Source organism: Novosphingobium sp. (genome assembly GCF_965229225.1).
Lineage (GTDB): Bacteria > Pseudomonadota > Alphaproteobacteria > Sphingomonadales > Sphingomonadaceae > Novosphingobium.
Map to the genome: position 1 here is coordinate 2,626,599 of NZ_OZ245867.1, position 22,807 is coordinate 2,649,405.

The window sequence follows — 22,807 nt, forward strand, 5'->3', positions numbered from 1 at the left end:
GTGTCCCTGAGGAGGTTACCGCATGGAACTGTCGCATATCAGCGCCCTTGAATCCAAACATGCTGGTCTTGAACGGCGCATCGCCGAGGAGCAGTGTCGCCCGTCGCCCAACGACGTGCTGATCAAGGAGCTGAAGCGCCGAAAGTTGCGAATCAAGGAAGAGCTTGCGCAAGTTCAGCAGGTTCACTGACAACGCCGTTCCGTTAAGCTGCGGAAGGTTGACCGGATCTGCCGGTCAGCCTTCCGTATCCTGAAACTCCCCGTCAAGGGTCTGCCGAACGATCTTCCGGCAGACCCTTGTCTCCCGATGGATACGAATTCATGAGCGGCAACGGCGCCGCAGTTTGCAAACGGCCCTCTCTGCGCTAGGCCTACTATCATGATCACTGCCGCCGCCGCTGCCCGCGCGATCCTGACGTCCCTTCACGAGGTCATGGCATCCCGCGCCGGTGCGCAGGCAAAGCTGAACCAGATTGTCGATATCATCGGTGACAAGCTCAACAGCGAGGTCTGCTCGATTTACCTGTTGCGTGAAGGCATGCTGGAATTGTTTGCCACGCGCGGCCTCAATCAGGCGGCGGTCCACGTAACGCGGATGGCGGTGGGCGAAGGGCTTGTCGGCACGATCGCCGCGAACATCGAAACCCTGAACCTCGCCGAAGCCGCCGCCCATCCAGACTTCGCCTTTTTCCCCGAAACCGGTGAAGAGCGCTTCCACTCTTTTGCTGGCGTACCGATCGTTCGTCGCGCGCGGGCTGTCGGCGTGCTGGGCGTCCAACATGTCGAGCCGCGGCGCTATGAGGAAGTAGAGATCGAGGCGCTCCAGACAGTGGCCATGGTGCTTTCCGAGCTCATCGCCAACGCCGATCTGATCGACGATGAAGACGTTCTCGGTGCTGATGCCCACCTGACCGGGCACGAACGGATTGCGGGCCTGACGCTCGTCAAGGGTCTGGCCAGCGGCGTTGCGGTGTTCCACCAGCCGCGCGTGACGATCGAGCATGTCGTTGCGGAAGACACCGAAGCCGAGCGTCAGCGGGTCTATCTCGCGTTTGACAAGATGCGCGAGCAGATCGACCGGATGGCGAGCCAGGCCGAGTTCGGCATGGGCGGAGAACATGAGGAGGTCCTCGAGACCTATCGCATGTTTGCCTATGACGAAGGGTGGAGCCGGCGGATCAACGAGGCGATCGATTCGGGCCTTACCGCCGAAGCGGCCATCGAACGGGTCCAGCAGCGGACCCGCATGCGCATGCGCCAGATCGATGATCCGCTGCTGGCGGATCGCATGCACGATCTGGAGGATCTTTCGAACCGCCTCCTGCGTATCGTGTCAGGTCAATTGGGGACGGCAGCCAGCCTTGGGCTGAAGGGCGATGCGATCCTGATAGCGCGCAATCTCGGTCCGGCTGAACTGCTGGAGTATGACCGGCGGCGCCTCAAGGGTGTTATCCTCGAAGAAGGATCGTTGACCGCGCATGTGGTCATTGTGGCGCGCGCCATGGGTATCCCCGTGGTGGGGCGCATCCGCGCACTTCGGGCCAAGGTCCGTGAAGGCGACCAACTGCTGCTTGATGGCGATCAGGGTGTCGTCGATGTGCGGCCGGCGCCGACGCTCGTCGAGGCCTTCGAAGCGCGGTTTGCGCGCAATCGCGAACGGCAGGCGCTCTATGCGGCCATGCGCGATGTCGAACCTGTCTCAGCCGATGGCCAGCGCGTCCGGGTCATGATCAATGCGGGCCTGCGCGATGACATGCCGATGCTCAATCTGACCGGTGCGGACGGAATTGGCCTGTTCCGCACCGAGTTTCAGTTCCTCGTTTCGGCAACGCTTCCGGCACGCGAACGCCAGACGCGGCTCTATCGCGATGTGCTCGACGCAGCGGGTGATCGGCCAGTCGTATTCCGCACTGTCGATATCGGTGGTGACAAGGTTCTCCCCTATCTTCGCCACAACGATGGCGAGACCGAGGAGAACCCGGCCATGGGGTGGCGCGCGCTGCGCGTGGCGCTTGAGCGCGACGGGCTGCTGAAGGTTCAGGCGCGTGCGCTGCTCGAGGCAGCTGGCGGAAGAACGCTCAACGTGATGTTCCCGATGGTGACCGAACCGTGGGAATTCGATGCCGCCCGCGCCGTGTTTGAAAGTCAGCTCGCGTTTCTGAAGCAGCAGAAGAAGCTGCTGCCTGACGCGATTCGCTATGGTGCGATGCTCGAAGTGCCGGCGCTCGCGGAATGGCTCGATGTGCTTGCCCCGCGGTTGTCGTTCCTCTCGATCGGGACGAATGACCTCACCCAGTTCCTGTTTGCCGCCGATCGCGCCAATCCGAAGCTTGCCGAACGATATGACTGGCTTTCGCCTGCGATCCTGCGGTTCCTCCGCCGCGTCGTGCTCGCGGTTGCGCCGTCGGGCACCGATGTGACGGTGTGCGGCGAGATGGGCGGCCGGCGGTTGGAGGCGCTGGCCTTGCTGGGCATCGGCATTACCCGGCTTTCGATCACGCCGGCGGCAGTCGGTCCGATCAAGGAACTTGTCCGCAAGGTCGAGCTCCCCGCCATTCAGGCCGCGATGGAAGGGTGGCTTGCCCGCCCCCCTGTGAATCTGCGCGCGGAAATTGCCGCCTGGGCCACCGCGCGCGGCATTGATTACGATTGAACTCGTCGCACCAAGACGTCAGATCATGCCGATACTGATTCATAATCATTGACTTTTCCGGTCAGGACATGCTGCCTCCGCGCGGGCTCGCAACCATCCAGAGAATACCCGGAACAACAATGAACGACGGGAGCTACGCCGTGGCCAAGGACGGCGAACGCAACATGGTCCCTGAAGACCAATCGCCTGATCCGGTTCTCGCCGGTGCGGGAGCGACTCCGCCGACGGGAGACGATGCGCAGGCAAGCGTAGCGGCTCGCCTGGTCGCAGCCCGTCTCGCGCTTGGACTGACCACCGCCGAGGTTGCCCGCCGTACAAGGGTCACGCTCCGCCATATCGAAGCGCTTGAGGCTGGCGACTATAGCGTGATGCCTGGCCGTCCCTATGCGATCGGATTTGCCAAAGCCTACGCCCGCGCCGTTGGACTCGACGATGCCAGAATTGCCGATGCTGTCCGCTCCGAACTGCAAGGAAGTACGCCGCGCCCCGAGCCGCGTGTGCTCAACCAGTTTGAAGTCGGCGATCCGGCGAAGACCCCATCCCGGCTTGTCGGCTGGCTTGCGCTGCTGCTGGTAGGCGCCATTCTTGCCATGGGCGGCATTTTCTGGCGCAGCTACTACGCGCCAGCTGTCTCGCTCCCATCGCTTGTTCAGGCTCCCGAGCAGCCTGGAGCGGATGCTCCGCAGACGGTGACTCCCACTCCTCGGCCTGCCAGTGCGCAGCCTCCGGCAAACGGGCCGGTGGTGTTCACCGCGCTTGAGGAGGGCATCTGGGTCAAGTTCTATGATGGACAGGGCAAGCAGCTAATGCAGAAGCAGCTTGCCAAGGGTGAAAGCTACACCGTGCCTGGCGATGCCGTTGGCCCCAGGCTCTGGACCGGGCGGCCCGATGCTTTGGCGATCACGATTGCAGGCAAGTCCATTCCTCGCCTCGCCGAGGCGGAGAAGATCATGAAAGACGTGCCGATTGATGCTGCCAGCCTGCGCGCCCGGCTGGCTGCCCCCACCTCAGCACCCGCCTCTGGCACTACAGCGACGGTTCACTAAGCCGCCTTTAATAGCGGCGATCTGTGTGAAACCCAGCGGTCGATCACGCAAATCTTGCCCAAATGCTTGCGCACCCCCCTAAAGGCAGCGCATGGAAGGAGCAATGATCCGACGGGAGTGACAATGAAGATCATGTTTGGCTCTGGCCGCATTGGTTCGGCGATGGCCCTCACCGTGGCTGTCCTCGCTGCTAGCTTCACGCCGACCGCTTTTGGCTCGGCTGCTAGTGCCCAGGCCGCACCTGAAAGCACTGATGTTCGGCTGCGGCGAATTGAGTCCGAGTTGCGGGCTGTTCAACGCAAGGTCTTCCCCGATGGGGCTGGCAAGACGTTCGGTCCCGAGATTACCCCGCCCGCTGCAGGCTCGGCCCCTGCAACGCCCGCGCCGACCGCGGTGACCGACCTCCTCACCCGGATGGACGCGGTCGAGGCGCAGTTGCAACGGTTGACCGCTGCCAGCGAAGAAAACCAGAATCACGTGGCCAAGCTTGAAGCTCGTCTGGCGACGCTTGAAGCGGCTGGTCCCCCTCCGGCGGGTGCTTCGTCGCCAGTCGCCGAGCCCGCTTCTGCAGCTCCAGCGGCCGCTGCATCGACGCCTGCAGCGGAGCCGACAACCCCCGTCAAGACCTCGGCAAAACCCGCGCCCGCAAAGGCTGACGCTGCAAAGCCGGAGGCATCTCCGGATCGCGTCGCTGCGGTCATGGCCATCGAAAAGCCGTCGACCGATGACAAGGGCGAGGATGAGTACACGTATGGCTATCGTTTGTGGGAAGCCAAGTTCTTCCCCGAGGCACAGCAGCAGTTGCTGCGCGTAGTCCAGCAGTATCCTCGCCATGCCCGGATCAGCTATGCCCGCAATCTCCTCGGACGCGCCTATCTCGACGATGGCAAGCCCGGGACAGCGGCCCAGTATTTTCTCCAGAACTATCAGGCCGATCGCAAAGGCGACCGCGCGGCGGACAGCCTGCTCTATCTCGGCGTCGCAATGAGCCGGCTGAAGGAGGAAAAGCGGGCCTGTGTTGCATTTGCGGAGTTCCGCCAGACCTATCCGACGGAGCTGATCGGACGCTTGAAGTCCCAGTACGAGGCTGCCACCAAGCCGGTGGTCTGCAATTGATAGCGTGCTGGAAGCCCGCTTCGCTGCCGATTGGCTAGCGATCTGGCCTGAGAAGGCGGCTGCAGGCCTCGCCGTCTCGGGAGGGCCAGACAGTCTTGCGCTATTGCTTTTGGCACATGCAGCAATTCCCGGTGCCTTCAAGGTTGCGACGGTAGACCACGGACTGCGGCCAGAGAGCGCGGCCGAGGCGCGCTACGTTGCCAAGCTGTGCGCCGATTTCAGCATTCCGCACGAGATCCTGACCATTGCACTGCCGCCAGGGCCAGCTGTGCAGGAGCGGGCGAGGGTTGCCCGCTATGCTGCGCTGGGCGAATGGGTTGCCCGCAGTGGACTGGCAGCCATCGCCACCGCGCACCACGCCGATGACCAGGCGGAGACTCTGTTGATGCGACTGTCGCGCGGTGCGGGTGTTCGTGGCCTTGCGGCCATGCGCGGGATTTCTCCGCTTCCGGGAAGGCCTGATTGCCAGCTGCTTCGTCCTCTGCTCGGCTGGCGTCGAAGCGATCTGGCAATGATTGTTGCTGCCGCAGGGATCGAGCCCGTGCTTGATCCATCGAATCGCGATCATCGCTTCGAGCGGGTCAGGATGCGGACGATGCTGAGCGGCTGGGAAGACATTGACCCGCTGTCCATTGCCGCCAGCGCGCGCCATCTTGCCGAGGCCGATGCGGCCCTCGATTGGACGGCCGAACAGTGCTTTGCGGCTGTGAGAACGTCGGGCGGCGTTTCCTGCTGGGATCCTCGCGGCGTTCCCCGCGCCGTGGCGCAGCGCGTGCTCGAGCGCATCCTGATCGAACTCGGCAGATCGAAGCCGCGTGGAAATGCCCTTGCGCGTTGGCACGACCGTCTGGCCGCGGGCGAGATTGCTACACTCGCGGGGGTGCGCGGCGACGGCCGAAAGGCAGAATGGCGCTTCGTTGTGGCGCCCAGGCCGCGCTCAGTTGCCGCTTCGCCGAGTGGCAGTCCCTTGGGGCAAGAAATTCGCACCTCGGCTTATATTGCCATTCCCCATGGGCGTCCTACATTGGAGTAGCAATATCATCCCGGATCGAAAGCCGCGCCATGAATGACGACCAGCCGCAGGGTAACCCCTGGATCAAGAGCCTCCTGATCTGGGGTGGCATCTTTCTCGCGCTGCTCCTTGTCGTCTCCATGTTCAATACGCGCACCGATCCTGCGGGGCCGATGATCCCGTACTCGGATTTTCGCGCCAGTGTCGTGCAGGACAACGTGCGCGAAGTTCAGGTCGGACCGGACCGGATCACCGGCACGCTCAAGAACGACCAGCAGTTCAGCACCGTTCCTGTCCCCGGCGACGTCGAACTGACCAAGCTCCTTCAGGAACATGGAGTGCGCTATGCCGGCAAGGCGCAAGAGGAGCCTAACCTGCTGCTCTACATCCTCGCCCAGTCGCTGCCGTTTCTGCTCATTCTGGGCGTGGCGTTCTTTGCGCTGCGGCAGGTCCAGAAGGGTGGCGGCTCCGGCGCAATGGGCTTTGGCAAGTCCAAGGCAAAATTGCTGACGGAGCGCTCCGGCAAAGTGACCTTCGACGATGTCGCGGGCATTGATGAAGCGCGCGAGGAATTGCAGGAGATCGTGGAATTCCTGCGTGACCCCAGCCGCTTTTCCAAGCTTGGCGGGCAAATCCCCAAGGGCGCGTTGCTCGTCGGTTCGCCTGGCACCGGCAAGACCCTGCTGGCCCGCGCCATTGCCGGCGAGGCGGGCGTGCCGTTCTTCACCATCTCCGGTTCCGATTTCGTCGAAATGTTTGTCGGCGTCGGCGCGAGCCGCGTGCGCGACATGTTCGATCAGGCGAAGAAGAACGCGCCTTGCATCGTCTTCATTGACGAAATCGATGCTGTCGGTCGGCACCGCGGCCATGGTCTCGGCAATTCGAACGACGAACGCGAGCAGACCCTGAATCAGCTCCTCGTCGAGATGGACGGCTTCGAGGCGAATGAGGGCATCATCATTATCGCCGCGACCAACCGGCCGGACGTGCTCGACCCCGCCCTCCTCCGCCCGGGCCGTTTCGACCGTCAGGTCGTCGTTCCGATCCCCGATATCGATGGGCGCGAGAAAATTCTCAGCGTGCACATGAAGAAGGTGCCGCTTGCACCTGACGTGCTCCCGCGTGTCATCGCGCGCGGCACGCCCGGCTTCTCGGGCGCGGACCTTGCCAACCTCGTCAATGAGGCTGCGCTTCTGGCCGCCCGCCGCAACAAACGGCTAGTTGCGATGCAGGAGTTCGAGGACGCGAAGGACAAGGTGATGATGGGCGCTGAACGCCGCTCGATGGTCATGACCGACGAAGAGAAGAAGATGACCGCCTATCACGAGGCCGGGCACGCGATCGTCTCGATCAACGAGGCCGCCTCCGATCCGATCCACAAGGCGACCATCATCCCGCGTGGCCGCGCACTCGGCATGGTCATGCGCCTGCCCGAGCGCGACAGCTATTCCTATCACCGCGACAAGATGCACGCCAATCTCTCGGTGAGCATGGGTGGCCGTGTCGCTGAAGAGATCATCTTCGGGTACGACAAGGTTTCGTCCGGCGCATCGTCGGACATCCAGTACGCCACCAGCCTGGCGCGCAGCATGGTGACCAAATGGGGCATGTCGGACAAGCTGGGGCCACTTCAATACGAAGAAGCGCAGGAAGGCTATCTCGGCATGGGCGGTGCGCAGCGCACCATGATGTCCGATGAGACGAACAAGCTTATCGACAGCGAGATCCGCACACTGGTTGACGGCGCGCATGCGCGTGCGACCGATATCCTCAAGTCCCACGAGGACAAGCTTCATCTGCTGGCACAGGCGCTGCTGGAGTACGAGACCCTGAGCGGCGAGGAAATCCGTGCGCTGATGGAGAACGGCAAGCTTGATCGTCCGGAGGCACCGAGCGGTCCCGCGCGGCCGGTGACGTCGGCAGGTGCAACTGTGCCTCGCGCCGGACGGCGCTTCTCGGGATCGGGTGATCCCCATCCCGCCGGGGCATAAGCGGAGAATCGCAGACACGATGGGTACCGCCAGCGAGGCAATCGTTATCCGCGCTTACGGCGGACCGGAAGTCATGAAGCTCGAAGGGGTCGACGTCCCTGCGCCCTCGGCTGGCGAACTCCTTGTTCGCCAGCATGCGGCGTCGGTGAACTTCCACGATATCTACGTTCGCTCGGGTTCCTATCGCACGCTTGACCTGCCCGGTATTCCGGGGCTTGAAGCCGTGGGCACGGTTGAAGCAGTCGGTGAGGGCGTTACGGACTTCGCCGTTGGCGATCGCATCGCGTACATTGCCCGGAACTACGGCGGATACGCCCGCGCCCGCATCATCAGCGCCGCGCTTGCCGTGCCGGTTCCTGCTGGCATCGATGATGGCGTAGCGGCGGCATGGTTCCTCAAGGGTCTCACCGCGCAGGCGCTGGTTGAGGAAGTCGAACCTGTTCGTCCGGACATGGCTGTGCTGGTTCAGGCGGCTGGAGGCGGCGTCGGCCAACTTGTTGCGCGGATGGCCCGGCTCAAGGGCGGCCGGGTGATCGGTACGGCGGGTTCAGCGGACAAGGCTGCAATCGCGATGGCTGCCGGATGCGATGAAGTCATTCTCTACCGCGAGGAAGACGTTGCTGCGCGTGTTATGGCGTTCACGGGAGGTGAAGGTGTCGGCGCGGCCTACGATGCAGTCGGCGGGGATACGTTCGAGGGCTCTCTGGCCTCGCTCGCCGTGAAGGGGCATCTTGTTCATTACGGACAGGCGTCAGGTCCCATACCGCCGTTCGACCTGTCGCGGCTCGGCGCAAAGTCGGCGAAAGTCTCGCGTCCGTTCCTTTGGCCCTACATTTCCACGCGCGGAACGCTGCTGTCCGCGTCCGAAAGGCTCTTTGCAGCAATGGTGGCAGGAGCCCTGCCGGTCAAACTTGGCGGTCGTTATGAATTACAGGACGCGGCAAAAGTGCATGCTGCGCTGGAGTCGCGGGCTGCCGGCCCGTTCGTTCTCGATTGCTGAGATAAACCGCGGGTTTAGCCACTGCCGGCTTCAGCCGCGATCAATACGAGATAGATGGCCAGCGCCGACAAGGCGAAAACCAGCAATGCCGCTGTGCGAACCAATCCGCCCAACCGGGAAGTGCCGTATGTCCCGCGCAGTTGCTTGTACATGTGGATGGGTGGGACCAGAGCAAGCAGGGCTGCTACCAGGTCGGCGCCGAAAGCCCCGGCTATCATTCCAGCCGCGAAGAGCAGCGTCATGAAGCTCAGCGAGTAGGTCACGAATACGGTGTGATCGTATAAGTGAAAGCGGCGGCTGAAGGGAAACAGCAGCCACAGGAGCGGGACCGATATCGGCACCAGCGCCCAGCTGTATTTATAGGCGTGGCTTTGCATCTTGTAGAGCACCAGCTTGGGGTTGCTCTGGGTTTCGTCGATTACCTCATCGAGAATCGAAAACCCGGTGGAGGAAAGCTTTTCCCCGCCCATGCGGCGCATGGCAGCACGCGCGCGCTCCTGCTGCTCTATGTCGGTGTCGAGATCGTCGGTATCGCCGCCTTTGGCTTCCACTTCAGCCCGCTTTGTCCGCACGGCCTTGAGTGACTTCTCGATTTCGGCCGAGCCCTTCGACACCCCCACATTGATGGCAATCTTGCCATCCTTGCCGAGGCTGAGGTCACCGGCGGTCTGCTGGATGACTGCGAACATGATGAAGACGCTGAACAGGAACAGCGCGAGCGGCGAAACATAGCGAGCGCGGCGTCCGTCGATGTACTCGCGGGTGAGCTTGCCCGGCCGCGCGATCAACATCGGCAGAGTGTGCCAGATCTTGCCCTCGAAGTGGAACACGCCGTGGAGCAGATCGTGAAAGAATGCACCGAGCGTCCGATGCACGTGCGCTGTCTGTCCGCAATTGTGGCAATGGCTCCCGACCAAGGGCGTGCCGCAGTTCAGACATGCGCTCTCGTGCGTATGTCCACTGTCCACCTCACCCCCATTGGGTTCAAGTGTACGCGCCGCAAGGCCTGCTCCGATGGCATCGCCCAGTACTTGTGCCTCGTTCATGCCGCCGCAGTCCCGCCCCGTTCTTTCCAGATTGCAATGCATGTTAGCCAATCCGAAGCGCGGTGACCATGCCCGGAGGCTGGTCTGGCCGGAATGGACCGGAAATCCCTGTGGCGGGTGTGAGGGACGTGCGTGAGTTTACGCTGAATTAACCTTGCGGGTGCAGGGCTTCTTCCGTGTCGGCAATGCGCGGCACCCGGACCGGACGAGCGGTTTCGGCGGCGGAAAGGGAAGCAACCGGAGTGTTGGGCCCACGTGACGAATTGGGGCTGGCCAGCACCGTGACCTTCGGTCGCGCGCGTCCCGGCTTGGTACCCGCACGCCGCACGCCTATCCTGCCGCCTCCAGAACCGCCGCCGCCACCTGCTCCCACGTTTCGGGACAGCAACCACCCACTCGCAGAGCGATGGACGCAGGTCTGCCATCGCATTGAATTTTGGGCGGGTCGGTATGCACTTGTGCCCGATCTTGCCGAGAGCATCGGCAGCGCTGGATGGTTTCGCGGCCTTGGCCTGCTTGTTGGTCTCACTGTGCTGGCACTGATGTTCTGGCCCCGCTTCGCGCCGCTTGAGGCTGCGCCGCTGACGGCACTGGACGAAGCATCACTGGTCGAATTTCGTGCACAATCGCTGCGGTCATTTGCGGAGGGTTCGACCCAGGGGCGCCACTTTGCCGCAACCGAGGTGGTCACACGGCTGGCAGCCGCTCCCGAGCGCCCTGAAATCCAGCTTTCCGCAACGATCGGTGAGAACGACAGTCTGCCGCGCATGCTGCAGCGCGCTGGTGTTGGATCAGGCGATGCTGGACAAGTCGCGGCCATGGTCGCCAGCGCTGTCCCACTTGCGGAGATTGCGCCGGGCACTCGTTTCTCCATCACGCTCGGCGCGCGGGGCAATGCTTCGGATCCCCGGCCACTCACGGCAATTGGTTTTCGCCCACGTTTCGATCTCGCCGTTTCGATCAGTCGGCAAGGCGGAGGCCTGGCGCTTTCACGCAAGCCGATCGCCGTTGATGTGACGCCGCTGCGGGTTCAGGGACTGGTTGGCACAAGCCTTTACCGGTCTGCTCGCGCTGCGGGGGCGCCGCCAAGCGCAGTACAGGATTATCTGCGGGCGATCGATCAGGCGCTTCCGTTCGAAGCGATCGCGCCTACCGACACATTCGACCTCGTCGTTTCGTACAAACACACGGCGGATGGCGAGGGCGAGGCCGGCAATCTGCTCTATGCCGGCGTTGTCCGGTCCGGCCAGCCGCGTGCGCAGTTGCTGCGCTGGGGTGCTGACGGCAGCTTCACCTCGCTGGCCGACCTTGCCGGAGGCGGACAGACCGACAGCGGGTTGTTCGGCGCTCCGGTCAGCGGGCATGTGTCTTCGGGCTACGGCATGCGCCGTCATCCCATCCTTGGTTATGTTCGCATGCATGCCGGCGTTGATTTCGCGGCCTCCTGGGGTTCGCCGATCTATGCCGTTACCGACGGCCGTGTGGAGTACGCTGGCTGGCACGGGGGCCATGGCAACTACGTGCGGCTCGACCACGGTGGCGGCATTGCCACGGGCTACGGCCATATGAGCCGGATTGCCGTCGCGCCGGGAATGACGGTCCGGCGCGGGCAGATCATCGGCTATGTCGGCTCCACCGGCCTCTCCACCGGTGCCCACCTCCATTACGAGGTTTATCGGGGGGGGCAGACAGTGGATCCCTTCTCGGTCCGGATGGTGCAGCGAACTCAAGCAGTCGATCCCAAGCAGGTGGCTGCCTTCAAGGCGCGGTTGCAGGCCCTCCTTTCGGTCCGGCCGGGCGCCATCGTGGGCACGCAGCACTAAGCAGGCGATCTCGCCCGGTTGCCCAAAGGTGCCGTAGCGCCTAGAACGGGGGCATGTCCGCTGGCTATCCCAACATTCGCCTCCGCCGCACCCGCGCTACCGCGTGGAGCCGCGCCCTGCACCGCGAAGTGCTTGTCACCCCTGCCGATCTGATCTGGCCCCTGTTTGTAACCGAAGGCCGGGGCATTGAGGATCCGATCAGTTCCCTGCCCGGCGTGTCGCGTTGGTCAGTCGATCTGGTGGCCGAGCGTGCCCGTGAAGCAGCGGCAGCTGGCATTCCCTGCATTGCCCTGTTTCCGAACACCCAGCCTGAGCGTCGCAGCGAGGATGGCGCCGAAGCGCTCAACCCGGACAACCTGATGTGCCGGGCGATCAAGGCGATCAAGGATGCCTGCGGAGATTCGCTCGGCGTTCTGACCGATGTTGCGCTCGACCCCTACACCAGCCACGGGCAGGACGGCCTGATCGATGACGAGGGCTATGTCCTCAACGACGCGACCGTGGATGTGCTGGTGGGACAGAGCCTCAATCAGGCGGCTGCCGGTGCGGACATCATCGCGCCGTCCGACATGATGGACGGCCGCATCGGCGCGATTCGCGAGGCACTCGAAGAGGGCAGCCATATCAACGTCCAGATCATGGCGTATGCGGCAAAGTACGCGTCCGCCTTCTATGGCCCGTTCCGCGATGCTGTCGGATCGCGCGGGCTGCTGAAGGGCAACAAGAAAACCTATCAGATGGATCCCGGCAACGCAGAGGAAGCACTGCGCGAAGTCGAACTCGACCTTGCCGAGGGCGCAGACAGCGTCATGGTCAAGCCTGGCCTGCCCTATCTTGATATTGCCCTGCGCGTGAAAGAGGCCTTTCAGGTGCCGGTCTTTGCCTATCAGGTAAGCGGTGAGTACGCGATGATCGAAGCGGCTGCGGCTGCCGGTGCTGGCGATCGCGACGCGCTGGTTCTGGAAACCCTGCTCGCGTTCAAGCGTGCGGGTTGTTCTGGCGTCCTGACCTACCATGCGCTCCACGCTGCGCGTCTGATGGGTGCCTGAAACCGGAATGATCGAGACCGAGCGGCTTGTTCTGCGCCCTTGGCGCGATGCGGACCGTGAGCCATTCTGGGCAATGGCCTGCGATCCGCGCGTGATGGAGTATCTACCTCCGTTGACCCGTGCCGAAAGTGACGCTGCTGTAGACCGGATGATCGCCACTGAGCGCGAACACGGACACGTTTTCTGGGCATTGGAACGCAAGGTCGAGGGCGATTTTATCGGCTTTTGCGGAATACTCCCGCCTCGCTCACCCATCTTCGAACACGAGATCGGCTGGCGTCTCGCTCATCATGCCTGGGGCCAAGGTCTGGCGCGTGAAGCGGCTGAGGCATCACTGGCCTGGGCTTGGGCCAACTTGCCGGTTCCCGCGGTCATGGCGATCACCAACCTTGCCAACACGCGTAGCTGGGGCTTGATGGAGCGCCTCGGGATGATTCGCTATCCTGATGAGGACTTTGAACATCCCGAGCTTGCCGAGGGTGATCCGCTTCGTCCGCATATTCTCTACCGCATCCACCGGCCGCTGCCCGAGGCCGATTGAAGGGAGCGCCATGCATCACGACGTCACCATTGCGGCCATTCACGGCAAGGCACCACGCATTCACCCAAGCGCCTTCATCGCACCGGGCTGCCGGATCATCGGTGATGTCGAGATCGGGCCGGAGGCCTCGGTCTGGTACAACTGCGTGATCCGCGGCGATGTGAACCGGATCGTGATCGGCGCGCGCAGCAACATTCAAGACGGGACCGTGATCCATTGCGACAGCCCTGATCCGCGTCATCCGCTAGGTTTCCCCACGCTTATCGGAGACGATGTTCTCGTCGGCCACATGGTCATGTTGCATGGCTGCACCTTGGAAGACCGGGCGTTTGTCGGACTTGGTTCGGTGGTGATGAACGGTGCTGTGATTGAGGGCGATGGTATGCTGGCGGCAGGCGCGCTGCTCACGCCGGGCAAGCGGATCGCCTCACGCCAGTTGTGGGGCGGCCGTCCCGCCGCTTACATGCGCGATCTCACCGATGCTGCGCTCCATGAGATGCAGCTGGGCGTCGCGCACTACGTTGGCAATGCGCGTGCCCATGGCGCCGCGCTGGCCAGCCATGGCGCGACCGAAGGCTGATTTTCCTTCCGCCGAGGCGTTGCGATCATTCGCTGACGCTGATGGGCGGCTTGCGGTCAGGGTTACGCCCGGTGCGCGAAGCGAAGGCATAGAGATTGTGTCTGGCCGCGTTCTCGTCAAAGTGAGAGCCAAGCCGGAGGATGGCAAGGCAACCGCCGCAGTCGTCGATCTGCTTGGGCAGGCGCTGGCTGTTCCATCCTCGCAGATTGCCTTGTTGCGCGGCGCAACTTCGCGGGAAAAACTCTTCAGGATTCCACTGGTAGCCTGATCGCAACCAAGGCCATCATTCCCGCCCAGGCTGCCGCGATCCACAGACAGCCAGAGGGCCATTGGCTTTGGAAGAAAGCACCCAGCACGGCACCGATCAGCAGCCCTGCCCATAGCAGACCCCACTGAATCCATCCCGGCTCTGCCCTGCCCGCGATCCACAGCGCCAATCCTTGCCCGAGGCGGACAAGCGCACCCGTCATATAGGTCAGCCCTACTGTCACTTCGCCGCCGCGCTGGAAGGTGTTGTTGGTCGCACCCATGGCCAGCACAAGGGCGGCCAGCATGAAGGATTCATGGCCCAGGCCGCGCGCTGTTGCACCGATCAGCAAAAGCATTGCGACCATTCCCAGGACGACCGGCTTCCGGCGGCCTCCGGCTCGCAGCGCGACCAGCGCCCCCAGCGTCACGCCGCAGACAAAGCCGGCAATCAGCACTGCGGGGATCATTGCCGCGCTCGATCCCGTGCTGAGCGCCACGCCCAGCCGTGTCGAATTGCCAGACATGAACGACACGAAATAGCCATTCGCCGAAAGGAAGCCCACCGCATCGACGAACCCCGCGAGGCCGGAAAGGGCGATGGCCAGCCTGCGTCGATCCGGATCATACCTCAGCATCGCAGCAGCTTAGCCGTTTGCTTGATCCTCGCCAATCAAGCCTTGGCCATACCCCGCGCCATCCGGTCCAGCACGTCCGCCAGAGCATCGGCGATGGCGGTGTCGCCGGGTGAGATATCGGCAATCGCACGGCGCATCGCATCGGCCCATTGTCCGGCGAGCTCCCGGTTGATCCCGAACGGCGCGTGCATGCTCACCATGCATTTGCCGGGATTGGCATCCCACCAGGTCCGCGGGCCTCCGCTCCAGCCGGCAAGGAAGAGCGGCAGCGATTCGCGCATGGGTGTCAGATCCGGCGCATGCATGGCTCTCAGCGCGGCAAATGCCGGATCGGTCTCCATCAGATCGTAGAAGCGGTCGGTGATCCGGCGCAGAGCCGCCAAGCCTCCGATGCGATCATAGGGGCTGGCAGCGGGGGTTTCGGTTGTCGTGGCCAAGAATGCTCACTCCAAAGCGACAGTGCGGCAAGCCAGTGCCTGCCACCCGGCCGAGCAAGCCGCCTTGATCGAGATCAAGTGACCAGTGCGTGCAATGTCTCCAGGCGATCGGCTTCGTGTGCGGGTTTGTCCTGTCGGATGCGGTGGATGCGGGGGAATCGCATCGCCAGCCCGGACTTGTGCCGCTTGCTGAGATGGACCGAATCGAACGCCACTTCGAACACCAGGCTGCGATCGGTTTCCCGGACAGGTCCATACTTTGCGATCGTGTGCTGCCGGACGTGGCGATCGAGGAACCGGAGTTCCTCGTCGGTGAAGCCGAAGTAGGCCTTGCCCACCGGCAGCAATTCCGCCCCCGCATCCGGATCGCCATTCCAGCAGCCAAAGGTGAAATCGGAATAGAACGAGGATCGTTTCCCCGAACCGCGCTGCGCATACATCAGGACGCAATCGATCAGCAGCGGCTCACGCTTCCACTTGTACCACAGCCCGGCCCGTCGCCCTGCCACATAGGGCGATTGGCGGTGCTTGAGCATGACGCCTTCGATGGCCGCATCGCGAGCACCCGCGCGGATCTCGGCGAGCGCTTCCATGTCCGTTGCGTCAATGGTCTGGGACAAGTCGAACCGTACCGGATCAAGCTCCGGTATGAGGGCTTCCAACCGGGCGCGGCGCTGCGACCAGGGTTGCTCGCGCAGGTCTTCGCCATTCAGGATCAGAAGGTCATAGAGCCGGACAAAGGCTGGCGCCTCCGCCAGCATTGCCTTCGAGACGGACTTGCGGCCGAGCCGCTGCTGCAGCGCATTGAAGCTTGCCGCGCCACCTGCTTCTCCCCCTTGCGCCGTGCCGCGAACGAGCAGTTCGCCATCGAGCACGGCCGGGATGGGCAAGGCGCCTGCGATCTCGGGAAAGCTCGCCGAAATCTCGTCCCCGCCGCGCGAATAGACCCTTGTCTCACCGCCCACATGGACCAGTTGGACCCGGATACCGTCCCATTTCCATTCAGCCACGTATTCCGCAAGGCTGATCGTCTCGTCTTCCAGCGGATGGGCAAGCATGAACGGACGGAAAAGCGGCAGCAAATCCGTACGCGGCGGCGGCGCCGTTCCAGCGGCCCATGCGAAGAGGTGTGAGTAGGGCGGCTCCTGACCGTGCCAGTACTCTTCGACTGCATCGACCGGTACGGCGAAAGCCTGCGCGAATGCGACCTTGGCCAGGCGGGCGGAGATGCCGATGCGCAGCGCACCGGTGGCAAACTTGATCAGGGCGTAGCGCCCGGGTGTATCAAGCCGGTCCAGCAGGCTCGCCAGAACAAGCGGCGCACTCGCGCGCGTTGCTTGGGAAAGAGCGGCAACCACCTCGCCAAGTGTTGGTGGTGGTTCGAGCGGGACAGGTTCGGGTTCCGGCCACAGCAGGCTTGCGGTTTCGGCAGTATCGCCAACGAAATCACGTGAAAGCGTCCATAAGACTGGATCGATGCGGCTGGCCATCAGACCCCGCACCGTTCCGGCCTTGATCGCGGAAAAATCGACCGCGCCGGTCAGGGCGGCGAGCGCCCAGCCGCGATCCGGATCGGGCGTCTCACGAAGATACTCGGCAATAAGCTCGAGTTTCCCGTTGCGCGAGGGTGTGAGCAACAGGCTGTCGAGGAGGGTTGCAAACCGCTGCATCAGCGCCAGCTGCTTCCGGAGTCGGGGGACTCAATCATCTTCGTCCTCGTAACCCGTCAAGGCGAGCGCACGGGCCTTTCGCTGGTGCAGTTCGCACCAGCGCAGGAGCGCATCTTCGCGGCCATGCGTGATCCATGTCTCGCCCGGACTCACGTCTGAAATGGTCGAGGTGAGTTCACTCCAATCGGCGTGATCCGAGATCACGAGTGGCAGTTCCACTCCGCGTTGGCGTACGCGCTGACGCACACGCATCCATCCGCTCGCCATGGCGGTTAGCGGATCGGGTAACCGCCGGCTCCAGCGGTCGCTAAGCGCCGAAGGAGGACAAATAACGATGGCGCCAGTCAGAGCGGCCTTGGGCACGCCTGCAACCGATCGCAGGTCGCCGAGCGGCACTCCCAGAGACTCATACAGGCGGCACATCGCCTCCATGGCGCCGTGGAGATAGATCGGTTCCTGCCAACCGGCTGCTCGCAGTTCCGCAATGATCCGCTGCGCCTTCCCGAGCGCATAGGCACCCACCAGCATGCAGCGATCCGGGTTTGCCGCGCGCGCGCCGAGCAGCTTGGCAATTTCGCCGCCGATCGGCGGGTGGCGAAAGACCGGCAAGCCGAAGGTGGCCTCGGTGATGAAGAGGTCGCAGGAAGTGACCGCAAACGGCGGACAGGTCGGATCCGGGCTACGCTTGTAGTCCCCCGTTACGATCACTCGTTCGCCCGCATGCTCTAGCAGGATCTGCGCCGAGCCCAGCACATGGCCGGCTGGCAGAAAGGTTGCGGTTACGCCTCCGCCGATCGCAATCGGCTCGTGATAGCGGGCAACCACAGCCCCATCCGTTACGCCATAGCGAACGGCCATGATGGCGAGGGTCTCGGATGTCGCCACGGTTTGGCCATGACCGCCCCGCGCATGGTCTGCGTGGCCATGCGTCACGAGCGCACGCGGGGCGGGGCGTGCCGGATCGATCCAGGCGTCTGCCGGAACGATGCGGATGCCACACGGCTCCGCTTTGATCCACGTGAAACAACTGGCCATGGCATCACGAATGCCGTTATTGCGTCAGGGTTGCCAGAGACAAAAAGGGCGGAGACCCGAAGGCTCCGCCCCTTTGTGTCAACGCGTGCCTGCGTCAGGCTTCGTCGGTATTCGGCTCCTCGGCCGTGGCTGAACCGCCCTTGCCTTTGCGCGCCTTCTTCTTGACGAGCTTCGGCGCGGCGGGGGTCAGTTCGAACGAGAGCACCGTCGGCTTGCCTTCCTCTTCCTTGAGGCTGACATGGACTTCGCCGCCATTGGCCAGCTTACCGAACAGCAGCTCTTCCGCGAGCGGCTTCTTGACCTTCTCCTGGATGACGCGGCCCATTGGACGCGCACCATAGAGCCGGTCATAGCCCTGCTTGGCGAGCCAGGCGCGCGCGTCGCTGTCGAACTGGATGTGCACATTCTGCTCCGCCAGCTGCAGTTCAAGCTGGAGGATGAACTTGTCGACCACGCGGCTGACGACTTCCGGCGGCAGATAGGCAAAGGGCACGATCGCATCGAGACGGTTGCGGAATTCGGGGGTGAACATCTTCTTCACCGCCTCATCGCCCGCATCCGCCTTGGACACGTCGCCGAAGCCGATCCCTTGCCGTGCCATGTCGCTGGCACCTGCGTTGGTTGTCATGATCAGCACGACATTGCGGAAATCGACCGTCTTGCCGTGGTGATCGGTAAGCCTGCCGTTATCCATAACCTGCAGCAGGATGTTGAACAGGTCCGGATGCGCCTTCTCGATTTCGTCGAGCAACAGGACGCAGTGCGGCTGCTGGTCGATCGCATCGGTGAGCAGGCCGCCCTGATCGAAGCCGACGTAGCCCGGAGGCGCGCCGATCAGGCGGCTGACCGAATGGCGCTCCATGTATTCGGACATGTCGAAGCGTTGCAGCGGGATACCCATGATCTGGGCAAGGCTGCGCGCCACTTCGGTCTTGCCGACACCGGTAGGGCCCGAGAACAGGAACGAACCGATCGGCTTGTCCGGATCGCGCAGACCCGCGCGGCTGAGCTTCATCGCCGACGACAGTACCTCGATCGCCTTGTCTTGGCCGAACACCAGCCGCTTGAGATCGCGGTCGAGATGCTCAAGCACCTTCTTGTCATCGCTCGAGACCGACTTGGGCGGGATGCGCGCCATCGTCGCGATGACCTGTTCGATCTCGCGCGCGGTGATCACCTTCTTGCGCTTCGAAGGCGGCACCAGCATCTGCATCGCGCCGACTTCGTCGATCACGTCGATCGCCTTGTCCGGCAGCTTGCGGTCGTTGATGTAGCGCGCCGAGAGCTCGACAGCGGTCTTGATCGCATCGGGCGTATAGCGAACCTTGTGGTGTTCCTCGAACGCACTGCGCAGGCCCTTGAGGATCTTGATCGTGTCCTCGATGGTCGGTTCGTTTACATCGATCTTCTGGAACCGGCGCAGCAACGCGCGGTCCTTCTCGAAGTGATTGCGGAATTCCTTGTAGGTGGTCGAGCCGATGCAGCGGATCGTGCCGCCTGAAAGCGCGGGCTTCAGGAGGTTGGAGGCATCCATCGCACCGCCGCTGGTCGCGCCGGCACCGATCACCGTGTGGATTTCGTCGATGAACAGGATCGCATGCGGCATCTTTTCGAGCTCGGAAACGACCTGCTTCAGCCGCTCTTCGAAATCGCCGCGATAGCGCGTGCCGGCGAGAAGGGCGCCCATGTCGAGCGAATAGATCACGGCCTCGCTGAGGACTTCCGGCACATCGCCTTCGACGATCTTGCGCGCGAGGCCTTCCGCGATCGCGGTCTTGCCCACGCCGGGATCGCCCACGTAGAGCGGGTTGTTCTTCGAACGGCGGCACAGGATCTGGATCGTACGATCGACCTCGGGACCGCGGCCGATCAACGGATCAACCTTGCCATTCAGCGCCTTCTCATTGAGATTGACGGTGAATTGGTCGAGCGCTGAATCCTTCTTTGCGCCGCTCTTGGCGTCGGCCTTTTCTTCCTGCTGAGGCTGGGCTTCCTCGCTGCCCTTGGGGCTGCGGCTTTCGACCTGGCGACCGCCCTTGCCGATGCCGTGGCTAATGAAGCTCACTGCATCGAGCCGGCTCATGTCCTGCTGCTGCAGGAAGTAGACCGCGTAGGAATCGCGTTCGGAGAACAGCGCCACCAGCACATTGGCCCCGGTGACCGTATCCTTGCCCGACGATTGGACATGCAGGATGGCGCGCTGGATCACGCGCTGGAACCCCGCGGTCGGCTGCGGATCAGCCTTGTCCTGCGTCTTGAGCGATTGATACTCCTGATCGAGATACTGGCGAACCACTTCACCAAGATCTCCCAGATCGACACCGCAGGCCTGCATGACCTGAGCGGCATCGGGGTCGTCGATCAGTGCGAGCAGGAGATGCTCCAGAGTCGCATACTCATGGCTGCGCTCCGATGCATTGCTGAGCGCAGAATGCAGCGTCTTCTCAAGGCTTTGCGCGAAACTGGGCATGGCACTTCTTTCTCGTCGGCCGTGGGGTGGCCGATTTCTGCTGATTCCCTTGCGGGAGATGAACATGCTTGCGCTTAACCGGGGCTAAACCGAAGCTGCGCAAAAGGGACATCCGGTCGGGCACGAAGCCCGCCTTGGTGACAATATGGGTATGCCGCCCGCTTACGTGAAGGGCGGCACAAGTCATGATCCACTGCCTTGCGATGAAGGCGTGCCAAACAGTGCTTCGGCAGCACGTCGATGCGCTGCTGCCTTGTCACGATGCGCGGCGACACGGGCGATCTCCGCCTCAAGCAGGGCAATCCGTTGGTCGAGCTCGTGATGCGAAAAACTGTCGAGCGACTCCAGCGCCAGCTGGCTGGCCAGATCGCCTTTGGGGCGCGGGCGCTCATCAAGTTCCATCGCCGCGCACTTTGTGGCTGCTAGAGCCTTGCTGTCAACCGGCTCCGTAGGTACTTGGCGCAGCGAACTGTTTACCAATTGGCGGCGCAATCCAATACCAGGCAGCCGCATCGGATCAGGGGGCATGGCATGAAGCCGGTACCAGCGACTATGACAGCCGTGGGCTTTGCCTCTCCGGGCGCGCCAGATGTGTTGCGGCCGGAAACTTTACCGGTCCCGGTTCCAGGTGCAGGGCAGGTCCTCCTTCGGGTAGCTTATGCCGGGGTCAATCGACCCGACGTGATCCAGCGTCAGGGCTTTTATCCCCCGCCGCCCGGCGCTTCGCCGATTCCCGGCCTTGAAGTTTCCGGGCAGATTGTCGCCGCAGGCGCTGGCGTCACGACGCCGTTTGTCGGCCAGATGGTCTGCGCCCTGGTCGCGGGCGGTGGATATGCCGAGTATTGCCTGGCTGAAGCGGCCTTGTGCCTGCCCGTGCCGGAGGGACTGCCGCTTGATCAGGCAGCCGCATTGCCCGAAACGCTGTTTACCGTCTGGCACAACGTTTTCGAACGCGGTTGGGCGACCGAAGGCGAGCGCGTGCTCGTGCATGGCGGCACCAGCGGGATCGGCACCATGGCGATCCTGCTCGGCAAGCTGTTCGGTCTCGAAGTCATCGTGACCTGCGGCGGCCCGGACAAGTGTGCTGCGGCGCTCGCACTCGGTGCGGCCCATGCCATCGACTACAAAGCCAGTGATTTCGTCGAGGAAGTCTCGCGAATCACCAATGGTGCCGGCGTTCATCTCGTGCTCGACATGGTGGCGGGGGACTATGTTGCCCGCAATCTGAAGTGCCTCGCCGAAGATGGTCGGCATGTGACCATTGCGGTGCAGGGCGGCGTGCGTGCAGAGCTCAACATGGCCGAGGTGATGCGTCGAAGAATCACGCTGACGGGTTCGACCCTTCGGCCTCGATCAAATGAATTCAAAGGCTTGTTGGCGGACGAGATCCACACGACGGTTTGGCCTCTGGTCGCGGATGGTTTGCTCAGGCCGGTGATGGACATGGCGTTTCCGCTGCGCGATGCATCGGCGGCGCACACGCGGATGGAAGCTGGCGCACATATCGGCAAGATTGTGCTCGCGGCGGATCAATAGGGCGCAAGGCTATCTTCGCAGCCGAATCGATGGGAATAGGCTTGCCGTAAGCAGCCCCGTCGCCTACATCGCGGGCACGATGGCCGCTCCGCAAGGGGCGGCCCTTATTGTTTCCGCTGTCCGGAGGGGCTCCCCTTGAGCAACCAGTCAACCTTTCCGCTGATGCCCCATGCCACGGCATCGTGGCTTGTCGACAACACCGCGCTGACCTTCGAGCAGATTGCCGAGTTCTGCGGCCTGCACATCCTCGAAGTGCAGGCGATGGCCGACGATCTGGCCGGTGCCAAGTATACCGGCCGCGATCCTGTCCACTCGGGCGAATTGACCCAGAGCGAGATCGAGCGCGGGCAGTCCAATTCCGAGTACCGGCTGCGCATGCAGAAGGCGCCGATTTCGGTCAGCCGCACCAAGGGGCCGCGCTATACGCCTGTCTCGAAGCGGCAGGACAAGCCCGATGGCATCGCCTGGATCTTGCGCCACCATCCGGAAATCTCGGATGCGCAGATCGGCAAGCTGATCGGTACGACGCGCAATACCATTGCCGCGATCCGCGACCGCAGCCACTGGAACATTTCGAACATCAACCCGAAGGACCCCGTAACATTGGGTCTGTGCTCGCAGCGTGAGCTTGATGCGCTGGTTGCCAAGGCTGCCAAGCGCGCCGGGATCGAGGAAGACGACACGGCCAACAACCTGCGCCTCGGCAATGATCGCGAGGCCTTGATCGAGGAACTGCGCGCCGAGCGCGAGGCTCAGGCCAAGGCGGCATCGCAGGCCGCCCAGGAAGCCGAAGCGGCTGCCTGGCTCGAAGCGCGCCGCGCCGAGGGGCTCTCGGACAGCTGACTTCCGGTCCTGAATCGACGTTGCGTTGAAGGTGCGTCAGCACCCAAACCCCTCCCCCTCCGGGAGGGGTTTTTC

The 22,807-nt window shown here is 63.1% G+C and carries 21 protein-coding genes; 14 read left to right on the forward strand and 7 right to left on the reverse strand.

What is annotated here, in order from left to right; translation table 11 throughout:
- Window positions 1–22: 22 nt before the first annotated feature.
- The 7 genes from ACO06X_RS12080 to ACO06X_RS12110 all read left to right on the forward strand — a co-directional run bounded on the left by ACO06X_RS12080 (window position 23) and on the right by ACO06X_RS12110 (window position 8,818).
- Window positions 23–190 carry a YdcH family protein gene (locus ACO06X_RS12080; protein ID WP_421836513.1) on the forward strand — a complete coding sequence of 56 codons (168 nt, stop codon included), beginning with the start codon at window positions 23–25 and terminating at the stop codon, window positions 188–190.
- Between the two features lie 189 nt (window positions 191–379).
- Window positions 380–2,653 carry a phosphoenolpyruvate--protein phosphotransferase gene (gene ptsP, locus ACO06X_RS12085; RefSeq protein WP_421836514.1) on the forward strand — a complete coding sequence of 758 codons (2,274 nt, stop codon included), beginning with the start codon at window positions 380–382 and terminating at the stop codon, window positions 2,651–2,653.
- A 119-nt stretch (window positions 2,654–2,772) separates the two neighbouring features.
- A complete protein-coding gene (locus ACO06X_RS12090; protein ID WP_421836515.1) occupies window positions 2,773–3,699 on the forward strand; it encodes a helix-turn-helix domain-containing protein in 927 nt (308 codons plus the stop codon).
- 123 nt (window positions 3,700–3,822) lie between these two features.
- Window positions 3,823–4,815 carry a tetratricopeptide repeat protein gene (locus ACO06X_RS12095; protein WP_421836516.1) on the forward strand — a complete coding sequence of 331 codons (993 nt, stop codon included), beginning with the start codon at window positions 3,823–3,825 and terminating at the stop codon, window positions 4,813–4,815.
- A 4-nt stretch (window positions 4,816–4,819) separates the two neighbouring features.
- Window positions 4,820–5,848, forward strand: a complete 1,029-nt coding sequence (gene tilS, locus ACO06X_RS12100; RefSeq protein ID WP_421836517.1) for a tRNA lysidine(34) synthetase TilS — start codon at window positions 4,820–4,822, stop codon at window positions 5,846–5,848.
- Between the two features lie 29 nt (window positions 5,849–5,877).
- A complete protein-coding gene (ftsH, locus tag ACO06X_RS12105) occupies window positions 5,878–7,818 on the forward strand; it encodes an ATP-dependent zinc metalloprotease FtsH (protein WP_421836518.1) in 1,941 nt (646 codons plus the stop codon).
- Between the two features lie 19 nt (window positions 7,819–7,837).
- Window positions 7,838–8,818, forward strand: coding sequence for a quinone oxidoreductase family protein (locus tag ACO06X_RS12110; protein WP_421836519.1), 981 nt, complete (start codon window positions 7,838–7,840; stop codon window positions 8,816–8,818).
- Window positions 8,819–8,832: 14 nt separating this feature from the next.
- Here the strand turns inward: ACO06X_RS12110 and ACO06X_RS12115 are convergent, their stop codons facing one another.
- On the reverse strand, window positions 8,833–9,864 hold the full coding sequence (locus tag ACO06X_RS12115; protein WP_421836520.1) for a DUF3667 domain-containing protein: 1,032 nt from the start codon (window positions 9,862–9,864) through the stop codon (window positions 8,833–8,835).
- A gap of 458 nt (window positions 9,865–10,322) precedes the next feature.
- Here ACO06X_RS12115 and ACO06X_RS12120 point away from each other — a divergent pair, with 458 nt between their 5' ends.
- From ACO06X_RS12120 to ACO06X_RS12140, 5 genes are read left to right on the forward strand one after another with little or no spacing between them, the layout of a single operon-like run.
- Window positions 10,323–11,687 (forward strand): M23 family metallopeptidase, encoded by a 1,365-nt coding sequence (locus tag ACO06X_RS12120; protein ID WP_421836521.1) that lies wholly within the window; start codon window positions 10,323–10,325, stop codon window positions 11,685–11,687.
- A 53-nt stretch (window positions 11,688–11,740) separates the two neighbouring features.
- Window positions 11,741–12,736, forward strand: coding sequence for a porphobilinogen synthase (gene hemB / locus ACO06X_RS12125; RefSeq protein ID WP_421836522.1), 996 nt, complete (start codon window positions 11,741–11,743; stop codon window positions 12,734–12,736).
- A gap of 7 nt (window positions 12,737–12,743) precedes the next feature.
- Window positions 12,744–13,277 carry a GNAT family N-acetyltransferase gene (locus tag ACO06X_RS12130; RefSeq protein WP_421836523.1) on the forward strand — a complete coding sequence of 178 codons (534 nt, stop codon included), beginning with the start codon at window positions 12,744–12,746 and terminating at the stop codon, window positions 13,275–13,277.
- A gap of 10 nt (window positions 13,278–13,287) precedes the next feature.
- A complete protein-coding gene (locus ACO06X_RS12135; protein WP_421836524.1) occupies window positions 13,288–13,857 on the forward strand; it encodes a gamma carbonic anhydrase family protein in 570 nt (189 codons plus the stop codon).
- Entirely contained in the window at window positions 13,838–14,125 is a 288-nt protein-coding gene (locus ACO06X_RS12140; protein ID WP_421836525.1) for a DUF167 domain-containing protein, read from the forward strand. The genes ACO06X_RS12135 and ACO06X_RS12140 overlap by 20 nt, the downstream gene beginning before the upstream one ends.
- On the opposite strand, the gene ACO06X_RS12145 is transcribed toward ACO06X_RS12140, so the two are convergent.
- The 6 genes from ACO06X_RS12145 to ACO06X_RS12170 form a co-directional block, all read right to left on the reverse strand.
- Window positions 14,103–14,741 carry a YoaK family protein gene (locus ACO06X_RS12145; RefSeq protein ID WP_421836526.1) on the reverse strand — a complete coding sequence of 213 codons (639 nt, stop codon included), beginning with the start codon at window positions 14,739–14,741 and terminating at the stop codon, window positions 14,103–14,105. The two genes, ACO06X_RS12140 and ACO06X_RS12145, sit on opposite strands and share 23 nt — an antisense overlap.
- Before the next feature lie 35 nt (window positions 14,742–14,776).
- Window positions 14,777–15,178, reverse strand: coding sequence for a group II truncated hemoglobin (locus ACO06X_RS12150; RefSeq protein ID WP_421836527.1), 402 nt, complete (start codon window positions 15,176–15,178; stop codon window positions 14,777–14,779).
- A 74-nt stretch (window positions 15,179–15,252) separates the two neighbouring features.
- Complete coding sequence (locus ACO06X_RS12155) at window positions 15,253–16,848, reverse strand: cisplatin damage response ATP-dependent DNA ligase (RefSeq protein WP_421836528.1); 1,596 nt, start codon at window positions 16,846–16,848, stop codon at window positions 15,253–15,255.
- A gap of 30 nt (window positions 16,849–16,878) precedes the next feature.
- On the reverse strand, window positions 16,879–17,883 hold the full coding sequence (locus ACO06X_RS12160) for a ligase-associated DNA damage response exonuclease (protein ID WP_421836529.1): 1,005 nt from the start codon (window positions 17,881–17,883) through the stop codon (window positions 16,879–16,881).
- 94 nt (window positions 17,884–17,977) lie between these two features.
- On the reverse strand, window positions 17,978–20,353 hold the full coding sequence (gene clpA, locus ACO06X_RS12165; protein ID WP_421836530.1) for an ATP-dependent Clp protease ATP-binding subunit ClpA: 2,376 nt from the start codon (window positions 20,351–20,353) through the stop codon (window positions 17,978–17,980).
- Between the two features lie 183 nt (window positions 20,354–20,536).
- Window positions 20,537–20,755: a DUF1192 family protein gene (locus ACO06X_RS12170; protein ID WP_421836531.1), complete on the reverse strand. Its 219-nt coding sequence runs from the start codon at window positions 20,753–20,755 to the stop codon at window positions 20,537–20,539.
- A 129-nt stretch (window positions 20,756–20,884) separates the two neighbouring features.
- Here ACO06X_RS12170 and ACO06X_RS12175 point away from each other — a divergent pair, with 129 nt between their 5' ends.
- Window positions 20,885–21,889: an NAD(P)H-quinone oxidoreductase gene (locus ACO06X_RS12175; protein ID WP_421839897.1), complete on the forward strand. Its 1,005-nt coding sequence runs from the start codon at window positions 20,885–20,887 to the stop codon at window positions 21,887–21,889.
- A gap of 162 nt (window positions 21,890–22,051) precedes the next feature.
- Window positions 22,052–22,732, forward strand: coding sequence for a DUF1013 domain-containing protein (locus ACO06X_RS12180; RefSeq protein WP_421839898.1), 681 nt, complete (start codon window positions 22,052–22,054; stop codon window positions 22,730–22,732).
- Window positions 22,733–22,807: the final 75 nt, after the last annotated feature.